Origin of the sequence: Rhodococcus zopfii NBRC 100606 = JCM 9919 (assembly GCF_001895025.1) — a bacterium.
Lineage (GTDB): Bacteria > Actinomycetota > Actinomycetes > Mycobacteriales > Mycobacteriaceae > Rhodococcus > Rhodococcus zopfii.
The window spans coordinates 1-20,309 of the sequence record NZ_BCXI01000029.1 but is presented as its reverse complement, the minus strand read 5'-3'; the positions used below and the strand labels follow the sequence as shown (position 1 = coordinate 20,309).

At 69.1% G+C, this 20,309-nt stretch carries 22 protein-coding genes; 10 read left to right on the top strand and 12 right to left on the bottom strand.

The genetic code is table 11. From position 1 onward, the window contains the following. The first annotated feature begins 31 nt into the window (after nt 1–31). Genes RZ1_RS18125 through RZ1_RS18115 form a run of 3 tightly spaced genes read left to right on the top strand, consistent with a single transcriptional unit; the run spans nt 32 to nt 2,655 of the window. Nucleotides 32–961 (top strand): ABC transporter ATP-binding protein, encoded by a 930-nt coding sequence (locus RZ1_RS18125; protein ID WP_072813897.1) that lies wholly within the window; start codon nt 32–34, stop codon nt 959–961. Beyond that, nucleotides 961–1,737, top strand: coding sequence for an ABC transporter permease (locus tag RZ1_RS18120; RefSeq protein WP_072813896.1), 777 nt, complete (start codon nt 961–963; stop codon nt 1,735–1,737). The genes RZ1_RS18125 and RZ1_RS18120 overlap by 1 nt, the downstream gene beginning before the upstream one ends. 3 nt (nt 1,738–1,740) lie before the next feature. Then, a complete protein-coding gene (locus tag RZ1_RS18115; protein ID WP_072813895.1) occupies nt 1,741–2,655 on the top strand; it encodes an alpha/beta hydrolase in 915 nt (304 codons plus the stop codon). A 67-nt stretch (nt 2,656–2,722) separates the two neighbouring features. On the opposite strand, the gene RZ1_RS18110 is transcribed toward RZ1_RS18115, so the two are convergent. Together RZ1_RS18110 and RZ1_RS18105 are read right to left on the bottom strand one after the other, a co-directional pair. Next, on the bottom strand, nt 2,723–3,382 hold the full coding sequence (locus RZ1_RS18110; RefSeq protein ID WP_072813894.1) for an enoyl-CoA hydratase-related protein: 660 nt from the start codon (nt 3,380–3,382) through the stop codon (nt 2,723–2,725). Then, the gene (locus RZ1_RS18105; protein WP_072813893.1) at nt 3,379–4,014 is read right to left on the bottom strand and encodes a TetR/AcrR family transcriptional regulator; all 636 of its coding nucleotides are present in this window, start codon (nt 4,012–4,014) and stop codon (nt 3,379–3,381) included. The genes RZ1_RS18110 and RZ1_RS18105 overlap by 4 nt, the downstream gene beginning before the upstream one ends. Before the next feature lie 87 nt (nt 4,015–4,101). Here RZ1_RS18105 and RZ1_RS18100 point away from each other — a divergent pair, with 87 nt between their 5' ends. Continuing rightward, the gene (locus RZ1_RS18100) at nt 4,102–5,559 is read left to right on the top strand and encodes a M28 family peptidase (protein WP_372481615.1); all 1,458 of its coding nucleotides are present in this window, start codon (nt 4,102–4,104) and stop codon (nt 5,557–5,559) included. Between the two features lie 6 nt (nt 5,560–5,565). On the opposite strand, the gene thiD is transcribed toward RZ1_RS18100, so the two are convergent. Next, the gene (gene thiD / locus RZ1_RS18095) at nt 5,566–6,408 is read right to left on the bottom strand and encodes a bifunctional hydroxymethylpyrimidine kinase/phosphomethylpyrimidine kinase (protein ID WP_072813892.1); all 843 of its coding nucleotides are present in this window, start codon (nt 6,406–6,408) and stop codon (nt 5,566–5,568) included. Nucleotides 6,409–6,671: 263 nt separating this feature from the next. On the opposite strand from thiD, the gene RZ1_RS18090 reads away from it, so the two are divergent. After that, the gene (locus tag RZ1_RS18090) at nt 6,672–7,022 is read left to right on the top strand and encodes a GNAT family N-acetyltransferase (protein WP_072813891.1); all 351 of its coding nucleotides are present in this window, start codon (nt 6,672–6,674) and stop codon (nt 7,020–7,022) included. A gap of 30 nt (nt 7,023–7,052) precedes the next feature. On the opposite strand, the gene RZ1_RS18085 is transcribed toward RZ1_RS18090, so the two are convergent. From RZ1_RS18085 to RZ1_RS18075, 3 genes are read right to left on the bottom strand one after another with little or no spacing between them, the layout of a single operon-like run. Further along, entirely contained in the window at nt 7,053–7,856 is an 804-nt protein-coding gene (locus RZ1_RS18085) for an exodeoxyribonuclease III (RefSeq protein ID WP_072813890.1), read from the bottom strand. A gap of 9 nt (nt 7,857–7,865) precedes the next feature. Continuing rightward, nucleotides 7,866–8,855, bottom strand: a complete 990-nt coding sequence (locus tag RZ1_RS18080; protein ID WP_072813889.1) for an N-acetylglutamate synthase, CG3035 family — start codon at nt 8,853–8,855, stop codon at nt 7,866–7,868. A gap of 10 nt (nt 8,856–8,865) precedes the next feature. Continuing rightward, nucleotides 8,866–9,465: a peptide deformylase gene (locus RZ1_RS18075; protein ID WP_072813888.1), complete on the bottom strand. Its 600-nt coding sequence runs from the start codon at nt 9,463–9,465 to the stop codon at nt 8,866–8,868. Nucleotides 9,466–9,592: 127 nt separating this feature from the next. Here RZ1_RS18075 and napA point away from each other — a divergent pair, with 127 nt between their 5' ends. From napA to RZ1_RS18050, 5 genes are all read left to right on the top strand, one after another. After that, nucleotides 9,593–9,961 carry a nucleoid-associated protein NapA gene (gene napA / locus RZ1_RS18070; protein ID WP_072813887.1) on the top strand — a complete coding sequence of 123 codons (369 nt, stop codon included), beginning with the start codon at nt 9,593–9,595 and terminating at the stop codon, nt 9,959–9,961. A gap of 27 nt (nt 9,962–9,988) precedes the next feature. Continuing rightward, a complete protein-coding gene (locus RZ1_RS18065) occupies nt 9,989–10,576 on the top strand; it encodes a LytR C-terminal domain-containing protein (protein WP_072813886.1) in 588 nt (195 codons plus the stop codon). A 59-nt stretch (nt 10,577–10,635) separates the two neighbouring features. Beyond that, nucleotides 10,636–11,256, top strand: coding sequence for a superoxide dismutase[Cu-Zn] (gene sodC, locus RZ1_RS18060; RefSeq protein WP_072813885.1), 621 nt, complete (start codon nt 10,636–10,638; stop codon nt 11,254–11,256). A 94-nt stretch (nt 11,257–11,350) separates the two neighbouring features. Next, nucleotides 11,351–12,472 (top strand): glutamate--cysteine ligase, encoded by a 1,122-nt coding sequence (locus RZ1_RS18055; RefSeq protein ID WP_072813884.1) that lies wholly within the window; start codon nt 11,351–11,353, stop codon nt 12,470–12,472. 80 nt (nt 12,473–12,552) lie between these two features. Next, nucleotides 12,553–13,881: a phosphatase PAP2 family protein gene (locus RZ1_RS18050; protein ID WP_072813972.1), complete on the top strand. Its 1,329-nt coding sequence runs from the start codon at nt 12,553–12,555 to the stop codon at nt 13,879–13,881. Here RZ1_RS18050 and mnhG read toward each other — a convergent pair. Genes mnhG through RZ1_RS18020 form a run of 6 tightly spaced genes read right to left on the bottom strand, consistent with a single transcriptional unit; the run spans nt 13,812 to nt 20,022 of the window. Then, entirely contained in the window at nt 13,812–14,150 is a 339-nt protein-coding gene (gene mnhG, locus RZ1_RS18045; protein ID WP_072813883.1) for a monovalent cation/H(+) antiporter subunit G, read from the bottom strand. The genes RZ1_RS18050 and mnhG overlap by 70 nt on opposite strands. After that, nucleotides 14,147–14,407 carry a monovalent cation/H+ antiporter complex subunit F gene (locus RZ1_RS18040; protein ID WP_072813882.1) on the bottom strand — a complete coding sequence of 87 codons (261 nt, stop codon included), beginning with the start codon at nt 14,405–14,407 and terminating at the stop codon, nt 14,147–14,149. The genes mnhG and RZ1_RS18040 overlap by 4 nt, the downstream gene beginning before the upstream one ends. Continuing rightward, entirely contained in the window at nt 14,404–14,952 is a 549-nt protein-coding gene (locus tag RZ1_RS18035) for a Na+/H+ antiporter subunit E (protein WP_072813881.1), read from the bottom strand. Before RZ1_RS18035 ends, RZ1_RS18040 begins: the two co-directional genes overlap by 4 nt. A 2-nt stretch (nt 14,953–14,954) precedes the next feature. Next, nucleotides 14,955–16,541 carry a Na+/H+ antiporter subunit D gene (locus RZ1_RS18030; RefSeq protein ID WP_072813880.1) on the bottom strand — a complete coding sequence of 529 codons (1,587 nt, stop codon included), beginning with the start codon at nt 16,539–16,541 and terminating at the stop codon, nt 14,955–14,957. Next, on the bottom strand, nt 16,538–17,188 hold the full coding sequence (locus RZ1_RS18025) for a Na(+)/H(+) antiporter subunit C (protein WP_072813879.1): 651 nt from the start codon (nt 17,186–17,188) through the stop codon (nt 16,538–16,540). The genes RZ1_RS18030 and RZ1_RS18025 overlap by 4 nt, the downstream gene beginning before the upstream one ends. Beyond that, complete coding sequence (locus RZ1_RS18020) at nt 17,185–20,022, bottom strand: Na+/H+ antiporter subunit A (RefSeq protein WP_072813878.1); 2,838 nt, start codon at nt 20,020–20,022, stop codon at nt 17,185–17,187. The genes RZ1_RS18025 and RZ1_RS18020 overlap by 4 nt, the downstream gene beginning before the upstream one ends. Nucleotides 20,023–20,309 lie beyond the last annotated feature (287 nt).

Here is a 20,309-nt window from a genome sequence, read left to right as displayed (position 1 = left end):
CAATCCGGATGGATCGGGCAGGGTAGGGGTCATGATCGAAGTGACGGGACTGACCAAGACCTTCGGGTCGACGACGGCCGTGGACGACGTGACGTTCACGGTCCGGCCCGGCATCGTCACCGGATTCCTCGGTCCGAACGGCGCCGGGAAGTCCACGACGATGCGGATGATCCTCGGCCTCGACCGCCCCACGGCGGGCACCGCCCTGGTCGCCGGGAAGCCCTACCGGGAGCTGCGGCGGCCGCTGCGTACCGTCGGCGCGCTGCTCGACGCGAAGTGGGTGCATCCGAACCGGTCGGCCCGCGCGCACCTGCGGTGGATGGCGGCGTCGAACGGGCTGCCCGCGTCGCGGGTCGAGGAGGTCCTGCGCCAGGTGGGCCTGACCGAGGTCGCGAACAAACGCGCGGGTGGTTTCTCGCTCGGCATGTCGCAGCGCCTCGGTCTGGCCGGTGCGCTGCTCGGCGACCCGCAGGTGCTGTTGTTCGACGAGCCGGTCAACGGCCTCGATCCCGAAGGCATCGTGTGGATCAGGCGGTTCATGCAGGCGCTCGCCGCGGAGGGCCGCACGGTGCTGGTGTCGAGTCACCTGTTGTCGGAGATGGCGCAGACCGCCGATCACCTGCTGGTGATCGGGCGGGGCCGGCTCATCGCCGACACCTCCGTCGACGCCTTCGTCGCACAGGCATCCGAAGCGGCGGTACGGGTGCGCAGCCCCCAGCTCGACACACTGCGGGCCGCGCTGGCCGAGCGCGGTCACACCGTCCGCGACGACGACGGTGCGCTCGTGGTCGCCGGGGTGACCACGGCGGAGGTCGGAGAGCTGGCGGCCGCCCGGTCGGTGGTGCTCCACGAACTGGCCGGGCAGCACGCGTCGCTGGAAGAAGCATTCATGAAGATGACCGGTGGCGACGTGCAGTTCCACGGCACCGGCGCCGACTCCGTGATGAAGGGTGGCCTGTGATGAGCGTGGCGATCGACACGATGCGCGCCGAACGCATCAAGCTGACATCGGTGCAGTCACCGTGGTGGTGCACCGCGGTGATCGTCGCGCTCGGGCTGGGGCTCGCCGCCATCCTCGGTGTGGCCGCGAAGGCGTCGATGTCCGCGGACGACGAAACGGTCCGGTTCTATCCCACCGTCGACGTCGCCGTCAGCGGGGTGACCGGCTTCGGTGTGCTGGTGCTGATGATCCTCGCCGCGCTGTCGGTGACCAGCGAATATCGATTCGGCGTGATCCGCTCCACGTTCCAGGCACTGCCGAACCGCAGTGTCGTGCTCGTCGTGAAGGCGCTGTTCATCGGCGTGCTCGGGGCGATCCTGTCCGGTGTGCTCGCGCTGTCCGCGTTCTATCTGACCAAGGCGCTCGCCGGGCCGGAGGCCGGACGCGACCTGGTTCTCGAGGGTTCGGCGGGACGGACGATCTACGGCACCGCGCTGTTCGCGCTGCTGGCGTCGATCCTGGCGGTCGGGGTCGGCGCCCTGCTGCGTCAGTCCGCCGGCACGATCGCGATCCTGCTGCTGTGGCCGATGCTCATCGAATCGCTGTTCGGGCTGTTCGGGTCGTTCGGCCGGAACGTGCAGCCGTTCCTGCCGTTCGCGAACATCAACTATTTCCTGGGCACCGACCAGGGCATCGATTTCCATTGGGGCCCGTGGGGTGCGTTCCTGTACTTCGCGGTGTTCGTGCTGGTGGTGTTCGGTGCCGCGGTGGCGGTGGTGAACCGTCGCGACGCCTGAACGATGCGGTTCACACTGAACACCCTGATCGCCGACGTACCCGCAGGACAGATCGAGCACGCGCAGGCCTTCTACCGGTCGAGAACGGCGGGCCGAGGCCCCGCGAACCCCGACGAACTGCGACAGGCGCGCGCGGCGAGGTCTGCACCGCCGGCCGCCGATCCACCGGCGCTCGAACTGGTTGCCGGTGCCGCTGGACGGTTCGTTCCGGTTCGGGTGTTCACCCCGGCGGACGATCTCGTACGGGGGGTCCACCTGGACATCCACGGCGGCGGCTTCTACATGGAGTCCGCTGCGCGAGGGGATCTCCGCAACCGTGAACTTGCGGACAGGATGAACGTCGCCGTCGTGAGCGTCGACTACAGGCTCGCCCCGGAGAATCCGTGGCCGGCTGCACCCGACGACTGCGAAACGGCGGCACTGTGGCTCGTCGAGTACGCCGAGACGCGATTCGGGACCACCCGGAGCACGATCGGCGGGAGTTCCGCCGGCGCAACACTTGCCTTGGTGACCCTGCTGCGGATGCGGGACCGTGGTGAGGCTGGGTTTGTGGGCGCGGCACTGCAATTCGGGACCTACGATCTCAGCGCGCAGACCCCGGCCGGGCGCCTGATCGCGGACGAATACTTCATCGAGGCGTACGCCGGTCACGTGGGCGACCGAACAGATCCCGATATCTCCCCGATCTTCGCGGACCTCCGGAACCTGCCTCCGACGTTGCTGATCGTCGGTGCCGAGGACGTGCTGCTGGAGGACAACCTGGCGATGGCCGGACGGCTGTCGGCCGCCGGGAACGACGTCGAGTGCCGGATCTATCCCGCGGCGCCGCACGGGTTCACGGGACATCCCACGGACCTGGCCGCGACTGCGCGACACGGCGTCGAATCGTGGTTGCTGGACCGGTTCTCCGGACGGTAGATGATCTCGGCCGCGGCGGTCGAATCGACTGCCGCGGCCGAGCGTCTCCCGAAGGCTGGGATCGGGACTACTGGGGTTTCGTCAGCGCCTCGATCGTCGTCGCGTACATCGTCGACTTGATGGCGCCGAGCGTGCCGGGGTCCTTCCCGGCCAGTGGTGCCACCACGCCGACCGCAGAGGTCAGCAGCGCGGGTTCCTCCGCCGTCGCGTCGACGATGCCGGCGGCGAGCGCGTCGGGTCCGCCGAACCGCCGTCCCGTGGTCATCGCCGCGGTCGCGGTGCGCGGGGTGGTCTTGGCCTGCACCAGCGCGGCCATGCCGGGCGTGAACGGGATGCGGATGTCGACCTCGGGCAGGCAGAAGAAGCCACGGTCGGTGCGCATCACCCGGAAGTCGTGGGCCAGCGCGAGCATCGCACCGGCCCCGAACGCGTGCCCGTTGATCGCCGCGACGGTCGGGACCGGCAGGGTGAGGACACGCGCGAACAATCCGTGCACGCGGTCGACGTACCACTGCGCCTTCTCGCCGTTCGCCGCGAGCCAGTCCAGGTCCAGTCCGTTGGAATAGAACTTTCCGCTCGCGACGGTCACCAGCGCGGTGGGCTCGCCGGATTCGATCTCGTCGAGCGCGGCATCGACGCTGTCGAGCCATCCGGGGGAGAAGCGGTTCTCGTCGTCACCGAGATTCAGGACGGTGACTGCGTCGTGGTGGGTCGTGGAGACGGTCATGCTGTGCCTTTCGGGGAGGAGTTCTCGGGGCCGAGTGCCAGCACCGCGCGGACCGCGGCGGCGAGTCGGCGGCGTGCGACAGGGTCGCGATATCTGTTGGTGTGCAACAGAAGTCCGGTGGGGAGGGAGACGATGCAGGAGTGCACGACGTCGACGGCGGCACCGTCGCGGCGATCCCACAGGGCCGTCGCCAGATCTGCCATCAGCTCGCCGAGTTCACGGTCGAGCCCGAACAGGTCGCGGGCGAGATCCTCGGGCAGCGACGACCCGAGCAGGTCGGTGCGACGCACGGTCAGTACCAGTCGCGCCGACGTCGGGTGGCGTTCGGCGAATACGGCGGGTGCGTCCGCGGCGGCAACGACCGCCTCGACCGCCGGGGCATCGGCGGCGCGGTCGGCCCGGGCCGCCTCGACGGCCTCGCGCTGGATCTCGAGGAATCGGCGTGCGGCGCGCAGCCATGCCTGTCCGACGACCCCGAGCCGCGACCCGAAGGCATGGTAGATCGCGCCGTTCGACATGCCGGTGGCGTCGGTGAGGCCCCGAAGTGTGACGGCCGCGGCACCGGATTCGGCGGCGATGCGTTCGGCGGCGTCGAGCAGTCCGTCGAGGTCGTAGGTGCGGGTGCGGGCCATGCCGCACACGATAACAGAGCGGTTGCTCTGTTATCGGTCTCGGTGTCGTCCCCCGGTTCGGACGGACCTGGCGGGTATCCTCGCCGGATGGGGCGGACCGTGATGAACGCGATGACACTGTCGGGAATCATGATCGCCGCCGCTGCGCTGGGGATCGCCGCCTGCTCGAACACCTCCGCGCCGCCCGCGCCGCTCGATGCGCCCGCCCTCGCCGACGCGGTCCAGCTCGACGCGGTCGTCGGGCACCTGCAGGAACTCGAACGCATCGCCACCGAGAACGGCGGCAACCGTGCGTTGGGGACCACCGGCTACGACGCGAGCGTCGACTACGTCGCCGGGAAACTTCGCGAAGCCGGGTTCGATGTGCGGACACCGGAATTCGACGTCACCTCGTTCGATGTCAACGATGCCTCGCTGACCGTCGACGGCGCACCCGTCGAGTTGAGAGTCCTCGGGATGTCGCCGTCCACGGGTCCGGACGGCATCACCGCACGCGTCGTGCGGGTCCCCGCCGACGACACCCCCGGCTGCGAGGTCACCGACTACGACGGCCTCGACGCCGCCGGGGCCATCGCCGTCGTCGACCGGGGTGTGTGCCCGTTCTCGGCCAAGCAGAAGGCCGCCGCCGAACGCGGCGCCGCGGCGCTGCTCGTCGTCAACAACGAACCCGGACCCCTCGCCGGCGGCACCCTCGGCGAGGACGGCGACGAGCTGATCCCCGCGGCCGGTGTCAGCGGCAACGACGGTGCCGCCCTCGCCGCGGCCGAAACCGCGACCCTGGTCGTCGACACCACCATCGAGGACATCCGCTCCCGGAACGTGATCGCGCAGACCGCAACCGGAGGCACCGACGACGTCGTCGTGGTCGGCGCGCACCTCGACAGCGTTCCCGAAGGGCCCGGCATCAACGACAACGGCAGCGGCGTCGCTGCGGTCCTCGAGACCGCGCTGCAACTCGGCTCCGGCCCGACGATCACCAACGCGGTGCGGTTCGCGTTCTGGGGCGCCGAGGAGACCGGCCTCGTCGGCTCGACCCGGTACGTCGAATCCCTGTCCGACGACGAGCGCGACTCGATCGCGCTGTATCTCAACTTCGACATGCTGGGTTCCCCGAACCCCGGATACCTCGTCTACGACGGCGACGATTCCGATGCGGTGGGTGCGGGTCCGGGCCCGGAAGGCTCGGCCGGCATCGAACAGACCTTCCGTTCGTTCTTCGAGTCCCGCGGCGTCGCCGCCGACGGCACGGACTTCGACGGACGGTCGGACTACGGCCCGTTCGTCGAGGCCGGCATCCCGGCCGGCGGTGTCTTCAGTGGGGCCGACGAACGTAAGTCCGCGGATCAGGCCGGCAAGTGGGGTGGCGAGGTCGACACCGCGTTCGACCCGAACTACCACTCGCCGCAGGACACCCTCGGCAACATCGACCGCGATGCGCTCGCGGTCACCGCCGCGTCGGTCGGCTACGGCGTCGGCACCTACGCGCAGTCGCTCGACGGAGTGCCGACCGGGGACGCGCGGGACCGGGAACGATCCGGAAACTGACCGGGATCAGGCCTGCAGCCGCCACAGCGGATTGACCGGCCCGTGCCCACCGCCCAGGTCGTACGCCCACTCGAGGCACCGGGTGACCCACTCCTTCGCGAACGCCACCGCATCCGGAACCGACCAGCCGTGCGCGAGCGCCGACGCGATCGCCGCGGCGAGGGTGTCGCCGCCGCCGTGGTCGTTGCCCGTGTCGATGCGCGGGCTCGTGAACTCCAGGAAGTGGTCACCGTCGAACAGCAGGTCGGTGCTGTCCGGCGACGTGCGCAGGTGCCCGCCCTTGACGATCGCCCACTGCGCGCCGAGCGCGTGCAGGGCTTCGGCGGCGCGTCGCGCGGTGACATCGTCGACGACGTCGATGCCCGTGATGAGCCGGATCTCGTCCAGATTCGGTGTCACGACGGTGGCCCGGGGGATGAGGACGGTGCGCACCGCGTCGAGGGCCTCGGCGTGCAGCAGCGGATCGCCGTGCATCGACGCGCACACCGGATCCACCACGAGCGGAATCGGCTGCCCGTGCCCGATGCCGACTTCGGTGCACACCTGCGCGACGGACTCGATGATCGCGGTCGACGCCAGCATCCCGGTCTTCGCCGCCGTCACGCCGATGTCCTCGACGACACAGCGCACCTGCGCGGCGACGGTCTCCGGGGGAATTTCGTGGAACCCGCTCACGCCCAGCGAGTTCTGCACCGTCACCGCCGCCACCGCGACGCACGCATGAACTCCGCACATCGCCATCGTCCGCGAGTCGGCCTGGATGCCCGCGCCCCCTCCGGAATCGGTACCGGCGATGGTGAGGGCCCGGATCGGGGTCTGGCCGCGGGGGGCCAAGGGCAGCAACTTCACGCGCGTGAGCCTACCGGGGGCTCGGCGGCGACTGCCGGAGCGTGACGGTCCGGTCCGGCGACGGTGGTCGTGTCTCGGCGAAACGTCCTGGTGGTGACAGCCGTTCGGCCTATCCCGGCGGGTGTTCGATGTGGAGCGTCATGGAATCGGGGCTCCCGGATCGGAGAGGAGTGAGAACACCGGCAGGGGGCTTCCAGCGGCCGGCATGTCGTGCTCTATAGTGGCGTGCGTCACATTAATGTTCTGGCACCACGGAGGGGTTCATGGTCACCAACTTGCCGCATGCCGAGGTGTCCGACAATGCGGATCAGAACCGCTTCGAGCTCCGGCTCAACGGAGATCTCGTGGGTATCCTCGGATACTTCGACACCGACCGCCCGTCGGGTGTTCCGGGACGCAACCATCCGGTCGTCGATTTCCTGCACACCGTGATCGTCGAGGATTTCGGTCATCAGGGACTGGCGGGCATTCTCGTCGGACGGTCGCTGGACATCGCTCGCCGCCGGGCCTGGAAGGTGCGCCCGGTCTGCACGTACGTGCGGCGGTTCCTCGATTCCAACCCCGAGTATCGCGACGTGATCGTGCCCGTCGAACCGGCGCGGCGTCGCGCCTGACGGGCATTCGCCCGGCCGGCGCGGGCACGGTCAGTCCGTCAGATCCACCACGACGGGGGCGTGATCGCTGGCGCCCTTGCCCTTGCGTTCGTTCCGGTCGATCTCGGCACCGCGGACCCGCGCCGCGAGCGCCGGCGAGCCGAGGACGAAGTCGATCCGCATGCCCTGCTTCTTCGGGAAACGCAGCTGCGTGTAGTCCCAGTACGTGTAGATACCCGGGCCGGGCGCGTGCGGGCGCACCACGTCGGTGAACCCGCCGTCGACGAACGCGGAGAACGCCTCACGCTCCGGCCGGGACGTGTGCGTCTTGCCTTCGAAGAAGGCCGGATCCCACACGTCCTCGTCGGTCGGTGCGATGTTCCAGTCGCCGACGAGCGCGATCGGAGTCTGCGGGTCCGCATGCAGCCAGCCCTGTGCGTCGGCGCGCAGCTTCGCGAGCCAGTCCAGCTTGTAGGTGTAGTGCGGATCTTCCAGTTCGCGACCGTTCGGGACGTACAGGCTCCACACCCGCACACCGCCGCAGGTCGCGCCGATCGCGCGTGCCTCCTGCGCGGGCGCAGCATCCGGGTCCTTCGTGAAGCCGGGCTGATCATCGAAGCCGATCTGCACGTCGTCGAGTCCGACGCGGGAGACGATCGCGACCCCGTTCCACTGGCTCAACCCGACGTGCGCGACCTGGTAGCCGAGCTCCTCGAAACGGCCGTACGGAAACTGCTCGTCCTTGCACTTGGTTTCCTGCATGGCCAGCACGTCGGTCTCGGTTCGCTGAAGCCAGTCGACGATCCGATCGGTCCGGGCGCGGACGGAGTTCACATTCCAGGTAGCAAGGCGCACACGCACACTCTAGGCGAGCGGCCCGACAGGCTCGGTCACGTATCGGTAGCGGTGGTGATCGACGAACCCCAACTCGCGGTACAGCGCCCGCGCCGCGGTGTTGCCGTCGGCGACCTGCACATAGGCGTGCGTCGCGCCACGGCCACGGCCCCAACGCAGCAACGATCCGCACAGCAGTGTGCCCAGGCCGTTCCGGCGGTGCTCGGGCGCGACCTCGACCGCGGTCAATCCCACCCACCGCCGGCCGTCGGGTGCGTCGGTCACCGCGGCCCGGCCGATCGCGACCGGCTCGGTGCCGGGTGTGCCGATCCGGCCGAACCCGAGCACACCGCGCGCGACCGCGCCGAGCACGCGACGAGCGTCCTCGGGCAGCGTCCCTCCGCGGTACCGCGACAGCCAGTTCGGGTCCGGTGTGCTGCTCACGATGACCGGGGTCGGTCCCTCCGGCAACGGGACGCTGTCCAGGTCGGCGGCCATGACCTGCATCTCCTCACCGGACGGCCACCCGGCGGGGATCCGGGCGAGCCGATCGGGAATCAGCAGGCGCAGCGGCAGCCCACGGTCGGCGAACCAGCCGGCGAGCCGTGCCCGGACCTCCGGGTCGGCCGGATCGGCGACGGTACCGGGCTCGCCGAGCGGAATCGCCGAGTTCGCGCGCGAGGTGAATCCGGCGCCGGCCCGCAGCAGCCAGCCGTCCACCCACTGGAGTTCGAGACCGGGCCAGCCCGCTGCCGCGGCCACCTCGAGCGCCCGGATCTCGCGGGTCCGGATGGGCCGGGCAGCGAGCGCCTTGAGCGCGACGACGGAGTCCGGCGCGACCTGGACGAGCTGCCGCGTTTCGGTGCGGACCACGACCGCGGGTTCGAGGGCGACGAGCTCACCGATCACGTCGGTCATCGGGTGGCTGTATCCGGCGGGCAGCCGGTAGCGCAGCACGACCCGGGATCCCAGCGGAATCGTGCCGCCAGGGTCGGAAGGCCGCGCCGGATCGGAGGGCATAACCGTGTCGTCAGTCCTCGTCGTCGTCGTGGCCGAACGGATCCTCGACGGTCCCCGGCAGCCACGTCAGCCCGGGCACACCCCAGCCGGCACGCTTGATCGTCTTCTTCGCGGCGCGTGCGTTGCGGCCGATCAGGACGTCGATGTACAGGAAGCCGTCGAGATGTCCGACCTCGTGCTGCAGCATGCGCGCGAAGAAGCCGTGGCCCTCGATCTCGATCGGATTGCCGTCGGCGTCGGTGCCGGTGACCTTCGCCCACTCGGCGCGGCCGGTCGGGAAGTTCTCGCCGGGAACGGACAGGCAGCCCTCGAGATCGTCGTCCGGGTCGGGCATGGTCTCGGGGATCTCGGAGGTTTCGAGGACCGGGTTGATCACCGCGCCGCGGCGGCGGACGACGTTGCCGTTGCCGTCGTGGTCGGGGCAGTCGTAGACGAACAGGCGCTTGCCGACCCCGACCTGGTTCGCGGCGAGACCGACGCCGTTGGCCGCGTCCATCGTTTCGTACATGTCGGCGATCAGCTGGGCGATCTCGGCGGGGGATTCGGTCACCGGTGCCGTGGGGTTGTGCAGAACCGGGTCGCCGGTGATCACGATGGGAAGGATGGCCATGGTGGAACAGAATAGTGCGCCGGACTCGCCCGCTCGACGAACCGGTACCTGTCGCTACCCCGTGGTTCAATTGGCGTCGGAAACACACGGGTGTTATCGGTGTGATTCGAGGCAGGCGAGGAGTGAGATGGACGGCGCAGCGGCGCACGACAATGTGAACCGGTCCGTGGACGATCCCCAGCAGAGCAGCGACGCCGCCGAGGTTCAGGCTCCCGCGAACCCGAACGAGGTGGGGGAGCACGGGCTGACCCGCCGGGAGCACGACATCCTGGCCTTCGAACGCCAGTGGTGGAAGTACGCGGGCGCCAAGGAAGAAGCCATCAAGGAGCTGTTCGGGCTGTCCGCGACCCGGTATTACCAGGTGCTCAATGCGCTGGTGGACCGGCCCGAAGCGCTCGCCGCGGACCCCATGCTGGTCAAGCGGCTGCGTCGGCTGCGGGCGAGCCGGCAGAAGGCCAGGGCCGCGCGGCGCCTGGGTTTCGAGATCACCCGCTGACCGCGGGCGGACATCGGCGAGGCAACTATGGTCGAAGGCGTGCGTACGAACACCGAATCCTCGGGCCCACCGCTGCGGGCACTCGCGATGGTGCTGATCTCGCTGGCGATACTGTTCGCGGGCATCGGCCTGGCGTCGCTGGGCGGTTCCGATTCGGACAGTGCCACCCCACCGGCGACCGAACCGGTCGCCGCCCCGGCAACATCGACCGCCGTCCCTTCGACCCGTGCGGCCGCCCCGTCGACCGCCGCCGCTGCTCCGACCACGACCGCCGCGCGGGCAACCACCACGAGCGCCGCCACCACGAGCACGTCGTCGCTCGGCGGCCTCGCCCCCGAGTCGGCGACGCCGGTGCGGGTGTTCAACAACAGTGAGGTGGCGGGTCTGGCCGCGCAGACCGCGAGCCTGCTCGAGGACGACGGATTCGTCATCAGCGAGACCGGCAACTACAGCGACGGACTGATCGCCACCACCTCCGTCTACTACGGGACCGGGCCCGGCGAACGCGAGACCGCCGAGGCCGTCGCCGAGGCGCTCGGCGTGACCGCACAACCCCGATTCGAGGGAATCTCGGACTCCTCGCCCGGCGTCATCGTCATCGTCACCTCCCAATGAGGGTGATTCGGACCCGGTTATGATCGAGTGACTTTCCGGCATTTCGAAGGAGCGGTTTGATGGCCTCGAGTTCCACCCGTCGCATGTCCTGGCGTGCGCTCGCCCCGATCGTCGCGATCGCTGCGGTGGGCCTGAGTGCCTGCAGCAACAGTGAGGAAGCGTCCGACATCCCCGGCACCACCCCGCCGGTGTGGACCGGTTCGCCGGCACCCGCAGCGGGCGCCCACGGAGAAACCGAAGGGGCCGCCGGCGGCGGCGCGGCCGAATCGCTGACCGCGACGCTGAAGACGCCGACGGGCGAGGAGGCGGGCACCATCGAGTTCGCCGGCCAGGGCGACGCCGTCGAGGTGACGCTCAACCTCGAGGGCCTGCCCGCCGGTTACCGCGGTGTGCACGTGCACTCGATCGGCAAGTGTGAGACCAACTCCACCGCACCGACCGGCGGCGAGCCCGGGAACTTCCTTTCCGCCGGCGGACACCTGCAGGTCCCCGGCCACACCGCCGTTCCGGAGAGCGGCGACCTCGGCGCGTTCGTCGTCGTCGCCGACGGCACCGCGCGGGCCACCGTCGCCACCACGGCCTTCACGATCGCCGACCTCCAGGGCCCGGACGGCACGTCCGTCGTCGTGCACGAGGAGACCGCCGGTGGCGCGCGTCTCGCGTGCGGCGTGATCGGCTGATCGGCGCCCGCGTAACACGTTTCACAGCACAGCCCCTCACAGCGCCCCCGCGACCGAGTGCCGGTCGCCGGGGCGCTGTGGTTGGATTCGGGGTGTGTCTGTTGAGTTCCCCGGTTCGCCGCGACCCACCCTCGGCGTGGAGTGGGAGATCGCGCTGGTCGACAAGTCGACGCGGGATCTGTCGAACACCGCTGCGGTCGTCTTCGACGCGGTCGAGGCCAGGGCCGGGCATACTCCGCGACTGACCAAGGAATTCCTGCGCAACACCGTCGAGCTGGTCACCGACGTGCACGACACGGTAGCCGAGGCCGTCGACGACCTGTCCGAGTCGCTCGATCTGCTGCGGGCCGCCGCGGACCCGCTCGGGGTGGACCTGATGTGCGCCGGCACCCACCCGTTCGCGCAGTGGTCCGATCAGGTGGTGACCTGCAGCCCGGACTACAACGAGATGATCGACCGGACCCGGTGGTGGGGGCGCCAGATGCTCATCTGGGGCGTGCACGTCCACGTCGGCATCTCATCGGCGGAGAAGGTCATCCCGATCCTCAACGCGATGCTCGTGAAGTACCCGCATCTGCTGGCGTTGTCCGCCTCGTCGCCGATCTGGGCCGGACTCGACACCGGTTACGCGAGCAACCGGGCGCTGATGTTCCAGCAGTTGCCCACCGCGGGACTGCCCTACCACTTCGCGAACTGGGCGCAGTACGAATCGTTCATCGAGGACCAGCTCAAATCGGGTGTCATCAGCAAGCCCGGCGGAATGCACTGGGACATCCGGCCCGCACCGAAGTGGGGAACCCTCGAGGTCCGCGTGTTCGACGGCATCACGAACCGCGGTGAACTCGCCGCCCTCGTCGCCCTCGTTCACTCCCTCGTCGTGTACTTCGACGAATGCCTCGAACGCGGTGAGGAATTGCCGACGCTCCAGCCGTGGCATGTCAAGGAGAACAAGTGGCGGGCCGCGCGGTACGGGCTCGACGCCGAGGTGATCCTCGACCCGGTCTGCAACGAGAGGCTCGTCACGGACGACCTGCACGACCTGCTCGAGCAGCTGACGCCGACAGCGGTGCGTCTGGGCTGCGCCGACGAACTGGCGAAGGTTGCCGACATCCCCGTCCGGGGAGCTTCCTATCAGCGTCAACGCCGTGTCGCGGAGGCTACCGGCGGCGACCTCGGTGCGGTCGTCGATTCGCTGGTGGACGAGCTGCGTCACTGACGGCGGGTAGCCCGCCCGCGTTCGACGACCGATGATTCGGTCCGCGTTCACCACCCGTTTACCATCATCGGGTGTCGGTCATGGAATCCCCACCCACTGGACAGGAACGGCGTCAGCGCGCGCACTGGTTCGTGCCGTTCGCACTCACCGGTGCGGTCGCCGGGATCCTGATCGCCGAGGCCGTCGCGCGGCATGCCGGATTCTCCGGGCCGCTGCCGGGTCTGATCGGTGACGTCGTGGGAGTTCCGCAGTCCGCATCGGTGCCGTGGGCGGGTCTGGTGCTGGCGATGGTCGGGCTGACCGCCCGCGATCGCTGGCTGGCGATCGGTGCTGCGGCCCTGATCGACGGGGCATTCCTCGTCGAACGACTCCTGGCGGACGGGCCGTTCACCGTCGGCAACGGGCCGACGATCGTGCTGGCTGTGCTGGCCCTCTACACCGCGGCCACGATGACCGGCGAGGCCCGCCGCGGTGCGCTCCGCGGGATCGGACTCGGTGTGCTGCTGGTGCTGTCGGTGAAGATCGGGGACGCGTGGCTGAAGCTCACCGTGCTCGCCGGCCCCGAGGTACTCGACGAATACGTCCAGCTCGCCGATCATGCGCTCGGCAACCCGTCGTGGCTGGCGGGGCAGGTTCTGAACGAGTTCGGCGACGTCGCCTACGCGGTGCTGCACTGGGTGTACATCGAGTTGCCCGTCGCCGCGATCGTCGTCGCCGTGTACCAGTTGCGGAACGTCGGTGGCGGCCGACCGTGGCCGGCGCATCACCTCGTGCGCACGTTCCTGCTGATCGGCCTCGTCGGACCGCTGTGTTACGTGCTCTTTCCCGTGGTCGGGCCGGTGTTCGCCTTCGGCGGCAGCGGCAACGGCTGGCAGATCGTCGACGCCTGGCCCGCGTGGGCGCCGCTGAACCTGCAGCCCGTGCCGGTTCCGTTCGACGACGCGACCCCCCGCAACTGCATGCCCAGCCTGCACACCGCCTGGGCGACGGCCCTGTTCCTGCATTCGCGCAGCGGCCCGAGATGGTTGCGGTGGATGGGCGCGGTCTGGCTGGCGGGCACCCTCGCCGCGACCCTCGGTTTCGGCTACCACTACGGCGTCGATCTGGTGACCGGCGCGGTGCTGTGCCTGACCCTCGAATCGGCGCTACGTGACCCGGACCGCGGCTGGGGACCGTTCCGGATCCGGCTCGTCGCCGGCGGCACGCTGCTCGTCGTCGCGCAGCTCGCCGCCTACCGATATCTGCCGGCCGTGATGGCCGAGCACGCCCTGATCGCCGGGCCGCTGCTGCTCGCCTCACTCGTCGCGATGATCGTCGCCTTCCGGACGGCGTTCCCCGCTCAGGAGCCCGAGGGCCACGACTCTTCGTCGGAATCGATGAGCCCGTCGCGGCCGAGCTGCTCGCGATAGGCGACGCGTCCGATCCGATGCGCGATGACCGGCGCGGTGAGCACCATGAACATGCCGGCCAGCGCCAGCATCCAGATGTCGATGTTGCCGCGCAGGATCAGCATTGCGCCGCCCAGCACGAACAGCAGCCCGATGACCTGCGGTTTCGTTGCCGGGTGCATGCGTGAGAGGGTGTCCCGGAAGCGGATGATGCCGACCGCGGCGGTCAGCGAGATGACCGACCCGACGAGGATCAGGATGTGGCCGACGACGTCGATGGCTGTGCTCATCGGTCGTCACGCACCCGGAAACGAGCCACCGACACCGACCCGATGAACCCGACCAGCGCGAGCGCCACGATCGCCGGTGCGATCGTCGTGTCCCGGCTGTACACCGCCCACAAGGTCAATCCGCACATCGCGATCGCGAGGATCGCGTCCACCGCGACCAGGCGGTCCAGCGACGTCGGACCGGCCAGCACCCGAATGGTGATCAGCAACGCGGAGATCAGCAGCAGAACCCCGCTGACCGTCAATATCGTCGTCATGACCTTCCCTCCGAGGAGCCCTTCCACGCGCTGGGCTGCCAGTCGACGTCCCGCTCGAATGTGTGGATGAGCAGCCGTTCGATGCGCCGCGCCGAACGATAGAAGTCGGCGACGGCGCGGTCGGTGCTCACATCCAGCACGTGCACGTACATGATCCGGCGTACCTGATCGATCTCGAGGACCATGGTGCCCGGAATGTTGTTCATGATGTCCGTCCACAGCGTGAGCACCAGGTCGGATTTGATGGTCAGCCGGCAGCGCAGCACACCCGTCACCGGAGGGGCGGACGGCCGGATCGCAAGCCACGCGACTGCGATCGTCGACCGGATCGATTCGACGAAGATCACCACCGCGAGATATGCAGCCGACCCCAGGTGCACGCGACCCTCGACGGGTACCCGCGGCAGCGGCAGTACCAGCGACACGACTACGGCGACGAGTGCACCCCCGGCGACGTTCGCGACGGTGATGTTGCCCCACAACAGCACCCAGACGAGCGTCATCCAGCCCAGCACGAACAACCGCAGAACATTCGACCGTTTCATCGTCATCGCGGGCCTCCCAACACGGCCTCGATGTACACCGAGCGATCCAGCAGGTTCGCGGCTGCCCGTTCGCTGATGTCGAGCAGCGGCCCGGCGAACACCGTCAGTGCCAGGCCGACCGCGACCAGGCCGACCGTCGGGGCGAGCATCGCGAACGGCATCTTGCCGACATCGGCGCGGTCGTCGAACGCGATGTCCTCGGCAGACTCGTCGATCAGCGCCGACGGGGCGACATCGGCAAGCTCGCCTTCCGGGGCGTCGGCGCGGGCCCGCCAGAACGCCTTCGACCAGACGCGCGCGATGACGTACAGCGTCAGCAGGCTCGTGACGGTACCGCCCGCGACCAGCATCCATGCCAGCGCCGACCCGTCCTCGGCGCCGGCCTGCAGCAACGCGATCTTGCCGATGAACCCGGAGAACGGCGGGATGCCGCCGAGATTCAGTCCCGGTATCAGGAACAGGACGGCCAGCAGCGGGCTGGCCAGGGCCAGACCACCGAGCCGGCGCAGCGACGCCGAACCGGCCTGTCGTTCGATCAGCCCGACCACGAGGAACAAGGTGGTCTGCACGAGGATGTGGTGCGCCACGTAGTACACGGCGCCGGTCATGCCGGTCTGGGTGGACAGCGCCACACCGAAGACCATGTACCCGATGTGGCTGACGAGGGTGAACGAGAGCAGACGCTTGATGTCGTTCTGGGCGATGGCACCGAGGATGCCGATCAGCATCGTCAACAGACCTGCGATCAGCAGCACATTGTCGAGTTCACCGCCGGGGAACAGCAGCGTGTGCGCGCGGATGATGGCGTACACGCCGACCTTCGTGAGCAGGCCCGCGAACACCGCGGTGACGGGGGCCGGCGCGGTGGGGTAGGAGTCCGGCAACCACGTCGACAGCGGGAACACCGCCGCCTTGATACCGAACGCGACGAGCAGCACCCCGAAGATCGCGGCGCGGGTCCCGGACGGCACGTCGTCCAGCCGCACGGCCATGTGCGCCAGGTTCAGGGTGCCCGTCGCGGCGTACGCGAAGGCCATGCCGATCAGGAAGATCAGCGACGACACCATCGACACCATGACGTACGAGACGCCGGCACGAACGCGGTCGGCGCTCGCACCCAACGTCAACAGCACGAACGACGCGGCGAGCAGCACCTCGAATCCGACGAACAGGTTGAACAGGTCGCCGGCGAGGAAGGCGATGTTCACGCCCGCCGTCAGGGCGAGATAGGTGGGCAGGAAGATCGACACCGGTTGCTGCTCGTTGCCGTCGTGGATGCCCTGACCGACCGCGAACAGCATGACGGCGAGCAGCACGATCGCCGAGACCACCAGCATCAGGGCGGCCAGCCGGTCCACGACCAGCGAGATGCCCATCGGGGCCTCCCAGCCGCCGATCTGCAGCACCGCGATGCCGTCGCGGTCGGCGAGGTACAACAGCAGCGCCGTCACGACCAGCGACCCGGTCAGCGCGGACACCGTCACGAACCGTTGCGCGCGGGGCCGCCGGCCGAGGATCAGGGTCGTTGCGGCGGCGAGTAGGGGGATCAGGACGGGCAGGGGGATCAGTGCGGCCGCGGACAGCGTCATCGGCGGTCTCCCTTCGGTGACGAGGCGTCCCGGCCACGCTGGGATGACCGGCCGTCCCCGTCGCGTGGCTCGTCGCCGCCCGCGTGCACCTCGGTGTACGCCGAGTCGGTCACGTCGTCGAAGTCGCCGTCGTGCAGGTCCTCGTAGGCTTCGAGGTCCTCGATGTTGGTCAGTGCCTCGAGGGGGATCGGATTGCCCGCGGCGTCGAACGCGTCGCCGCTCTTGCTGGGCTCGCCGGTGAGCGGGTCGTCGGACCGGTCGCGGTCCGGTGCATCCGCGGGGGCGCGGCGCCGCGAGACCTTGGTGTCCTCGGGGTCGTTCTCGACTTCGTCGCGTGCCCGGATGGTGTAGGAGCGGTAGGTCAGGGCCAGCACGAACGCCGCGATGCCCATCGTGATGACGATTGCGGTGAGGATCATCGCTTGTGCCAGCGGATCGGCCATGGCCTCGTGCAGGTCGTTGGAACTGCCGACGATGGGCGCGCTGCCGGAGGGGCCACCGAGGGTCAGGATCAGCAGGTTGATGCCGTTGCCGATCAGCAGCAGGCCGAGCAGCATCTTGATGATGCTGCGTTCGAGCAGCAGGTAGACACCGGTCGCGCTGAGTACCCCGACAGCCGCGAGGAGGGTCAGATTCGCGCTGTTCACCGGGGACCTCCGATCGTCTCGGCGTCGAGGCGGGCCCCGAGGCTGCGCAGCACATCGAGGACCAGGCCGACCACGATGAGGTACACGCCGAGGTCGAAGAACATGGCGGTGACCAGTTTGATGTGGCCGAGCAGCGGCAACGTGACCTCGATCGTCGCGGACGAGAGCGCGGGGGCGCCCAGGAACAGCGACGCCAGTGCGGTGCCGGCCGAGAACGTCAGGCCCAGGCCGAGGATCTTGCCGGCGTCGATCGGAACGGCTTCGCCGAGTTCGTACCGTCCACCGGCGAGGTACCGCAGCACCAGGGCCAGGCCCGCGACGAGACCGCCCGCGAAGCCGCCGCCGGGGGCGTTGTGCCCGGCGAAGAAGAAGTAGACCGACAGCATCATCATCGTCGGGAACACCAGGCGGGTGGTCACCTCGAGAATCAGCGAACGATGCCGCGGATCGATGAAGTCACCGCCGCGCAGCCACGTCGTCTCGGTGCTTGCGTTCGCGGCGTCGAGTTGTGCAGCGGGTGCGTCGGCGATGCGCGGTGCCGTCCCGAACCGGCGGGTGCGGAACACGAGGCTCGCGACACCGGTTGCGGCGACCAGCAGCACGGAGATCTCGCCCATCGTGTCCCATGCGCGGATATCGACGAGCAGCACGTTCACGACGTTCTTGCCGTTGCCCAGGTTGTAGGCCGCGTCCGGGAGCAGCAGCGAGATCGGCTCGGTGCTGCGGGCCGCGACCGCGTATGCGCCGATCGCGGTGACGGCGACACCGACGGCGATCCCGAGGAGAGCGCGGGGCAGGCGTTTGCCGACGTTCGCGGACGGGTCGGCCTCGGCGGGAAGTTTGCGCAGCACCAGCACGAACACCACGAGTGTCACCGTCTCCACCAGGAACTGGGTGAGCGCGAGATCGGGAGCGCCGTGCAGCGCGAAGAGGACGCCGAGACCGTAACCGGTCAGACCGACGACCAGGACCCCGGCGAGACGGTTGCGCAGGACGGTCGCGGCCAGCGCTCCGGCCGAGACGATCAGCACGACCGGGACCTGCCACGGGGTGTCCCACAGGCGGGTGGCAGGTGCCGAGTCGAGACCGAACACGAGCAGCAGCACCGAGGGCAGGACCACGAGGCTGACGAGGATCGTCGCCTGCGTCAGCGGCAGCGAACCGCGCTGGGTGACACCGGTGAGACGCATCGAGAGGGTGTCCATGCCGCGCAGCGTCGCGTCGTAGATGCGGTCGGCGTTGCCGAGTGGCGGATGCTCGAACCGCAGTCGCGTCACGGTGCGCTGAGCCAGGTACATCGCGACACCGCCGGCCACGACGATGCCGGTCAGGCCCAGAGGCAGGGTGAGCCCGTGCCATAGCGCCAGATGATACGGAGAGCCGAGGCTCGAAGGCAGGGTGTCGGCGTACGGGCTCAGCAGCGAATCGATCCACGGTGCGGCGAGTCCGCCGGCCAGGCCGCCGAGGGCCAGCACGGACGGCGCCGACAACAGCAGCGGGCCGGGGGCGTGGAAATTCTGGACGGCGAGGCTGGGACGCTTGAGCTGCTTGCGGCCGAACGCGCCCCAGATGAACCGTATGCTGTAGGCCAGGGTCAGAATCGAGCCGGCCACCATCGCGATGATCGCCGCGATCCGGGCCCACGCCGGCAGCACGTCCGCGACCAGCACCGACTCGAGTGCGGTTTCCTTGCCGACGAACCCGAGCAGCGGGGGCAATCCGGCCATGCTCATTGCGGCGAGGATCGCCACGGCCGCAAGATACGGGGCCCGCTTGCCCAGATGAGCAAGCTTGCGAATGTCGCGGGTGCCGGTGGAGTGGTCGATGATGCCGACCACCATGAACAGGCACGCCTTGAACATCGCGTGGGCGACGACCATCGTCATCCCGGCCAGCGCGGCCTCACGGGTGCCGACACCGACCAGCATCGTGAGGAAACCGAGCTGGCTGACGGTGCCGAACGCGAGGATCAGCTTCAGGTCGAACGCGCGGAACGCACGCCACCCGGCCAGCAACATCGACGCCAGACCGAGCGTGATGACGATCGGTCGCCAGGGCGCCGCATCGGCGAACGCCGGGGCGAGGCGCGCGACCAGGTAGATGCCGGCTTTGACCATGGCCGCCGCATGCAGATAACCGGACACCGGTGTCGGGGCGGCCATCGCTCCCGGCAGCCAGAAGTGCAGCGGAACGACAGCGGACTTCGACAACGCGCCGATGAGCATCAGCACGAGGCCGACCCCGGCGAGCCAGCCGCCCGGGGCGGCCTCGATGACCGCGGACAGGTTGTAGCTGCCGGCCAGTTGCCCGAGGATGATGATGCCGACGAGCATCGCGAGACCACCGGCGGTCGTCACCAGCAGGGCCTGCGTCGCGGCTCGACGACTCGACGCGCGTTCCGCGTAGTGGCCGACCAGCAGGAACGACAGGATCGTGGTCAGTTCCCAGAAGGTGTAGAGCACGAGCATGTTGTCGCTGGTGACCAGGCCGAACATCGCGCCGGCGAACGCAACCATCTCGGCCGCGAAGATGCCGAGGCGCGGCTCGTCGTCGCTGAAGTAGCGCGAGCAGTACAGCAGGATCAGGGCACCGATCCCGAGGACCAGCACCGACATGATCGCGGCGAGCGAGTCGAAACGCATGTCGATGTCCATGGACACCGTGGCGGCCCAGGTGATGTGGAGCGTGCGCTCGGTTCCCCAGTTCGCCAGCACCCAACCCAGACCGCCGAGCGGTACCAGCGACAACGGCAGGAAAGCATTTCTCCCCATGACTCTGACCAGGGATGGCGCGAGCAGTGCGGCCACCGCGTGGGCGAAGAGTATGACGAGCAAAAGGCACTCCGTCGGGGTCGGGCCTGGCGGCGGGGTGTAACAGGTTTGCAAGTGTGTGCAGGGCACACGGTCGCATTGTGCGCGCGGCACACCGCCGAAACTAGGGACGCCCCGAACTGCATGCCGTTCGCCAAAAGGGCAAATCGGATCGATTGCCATACTAACGGGAAACTTCGCATCGTTGCGAACCGACGGCGCCCACCCGTCGCCGACCGTCCCCGTCGGATGCCCGACGCGCGAACGCCGTCCGGGAGCAACTCGGCGCCGTCGATCAGGACGTGGCGGCG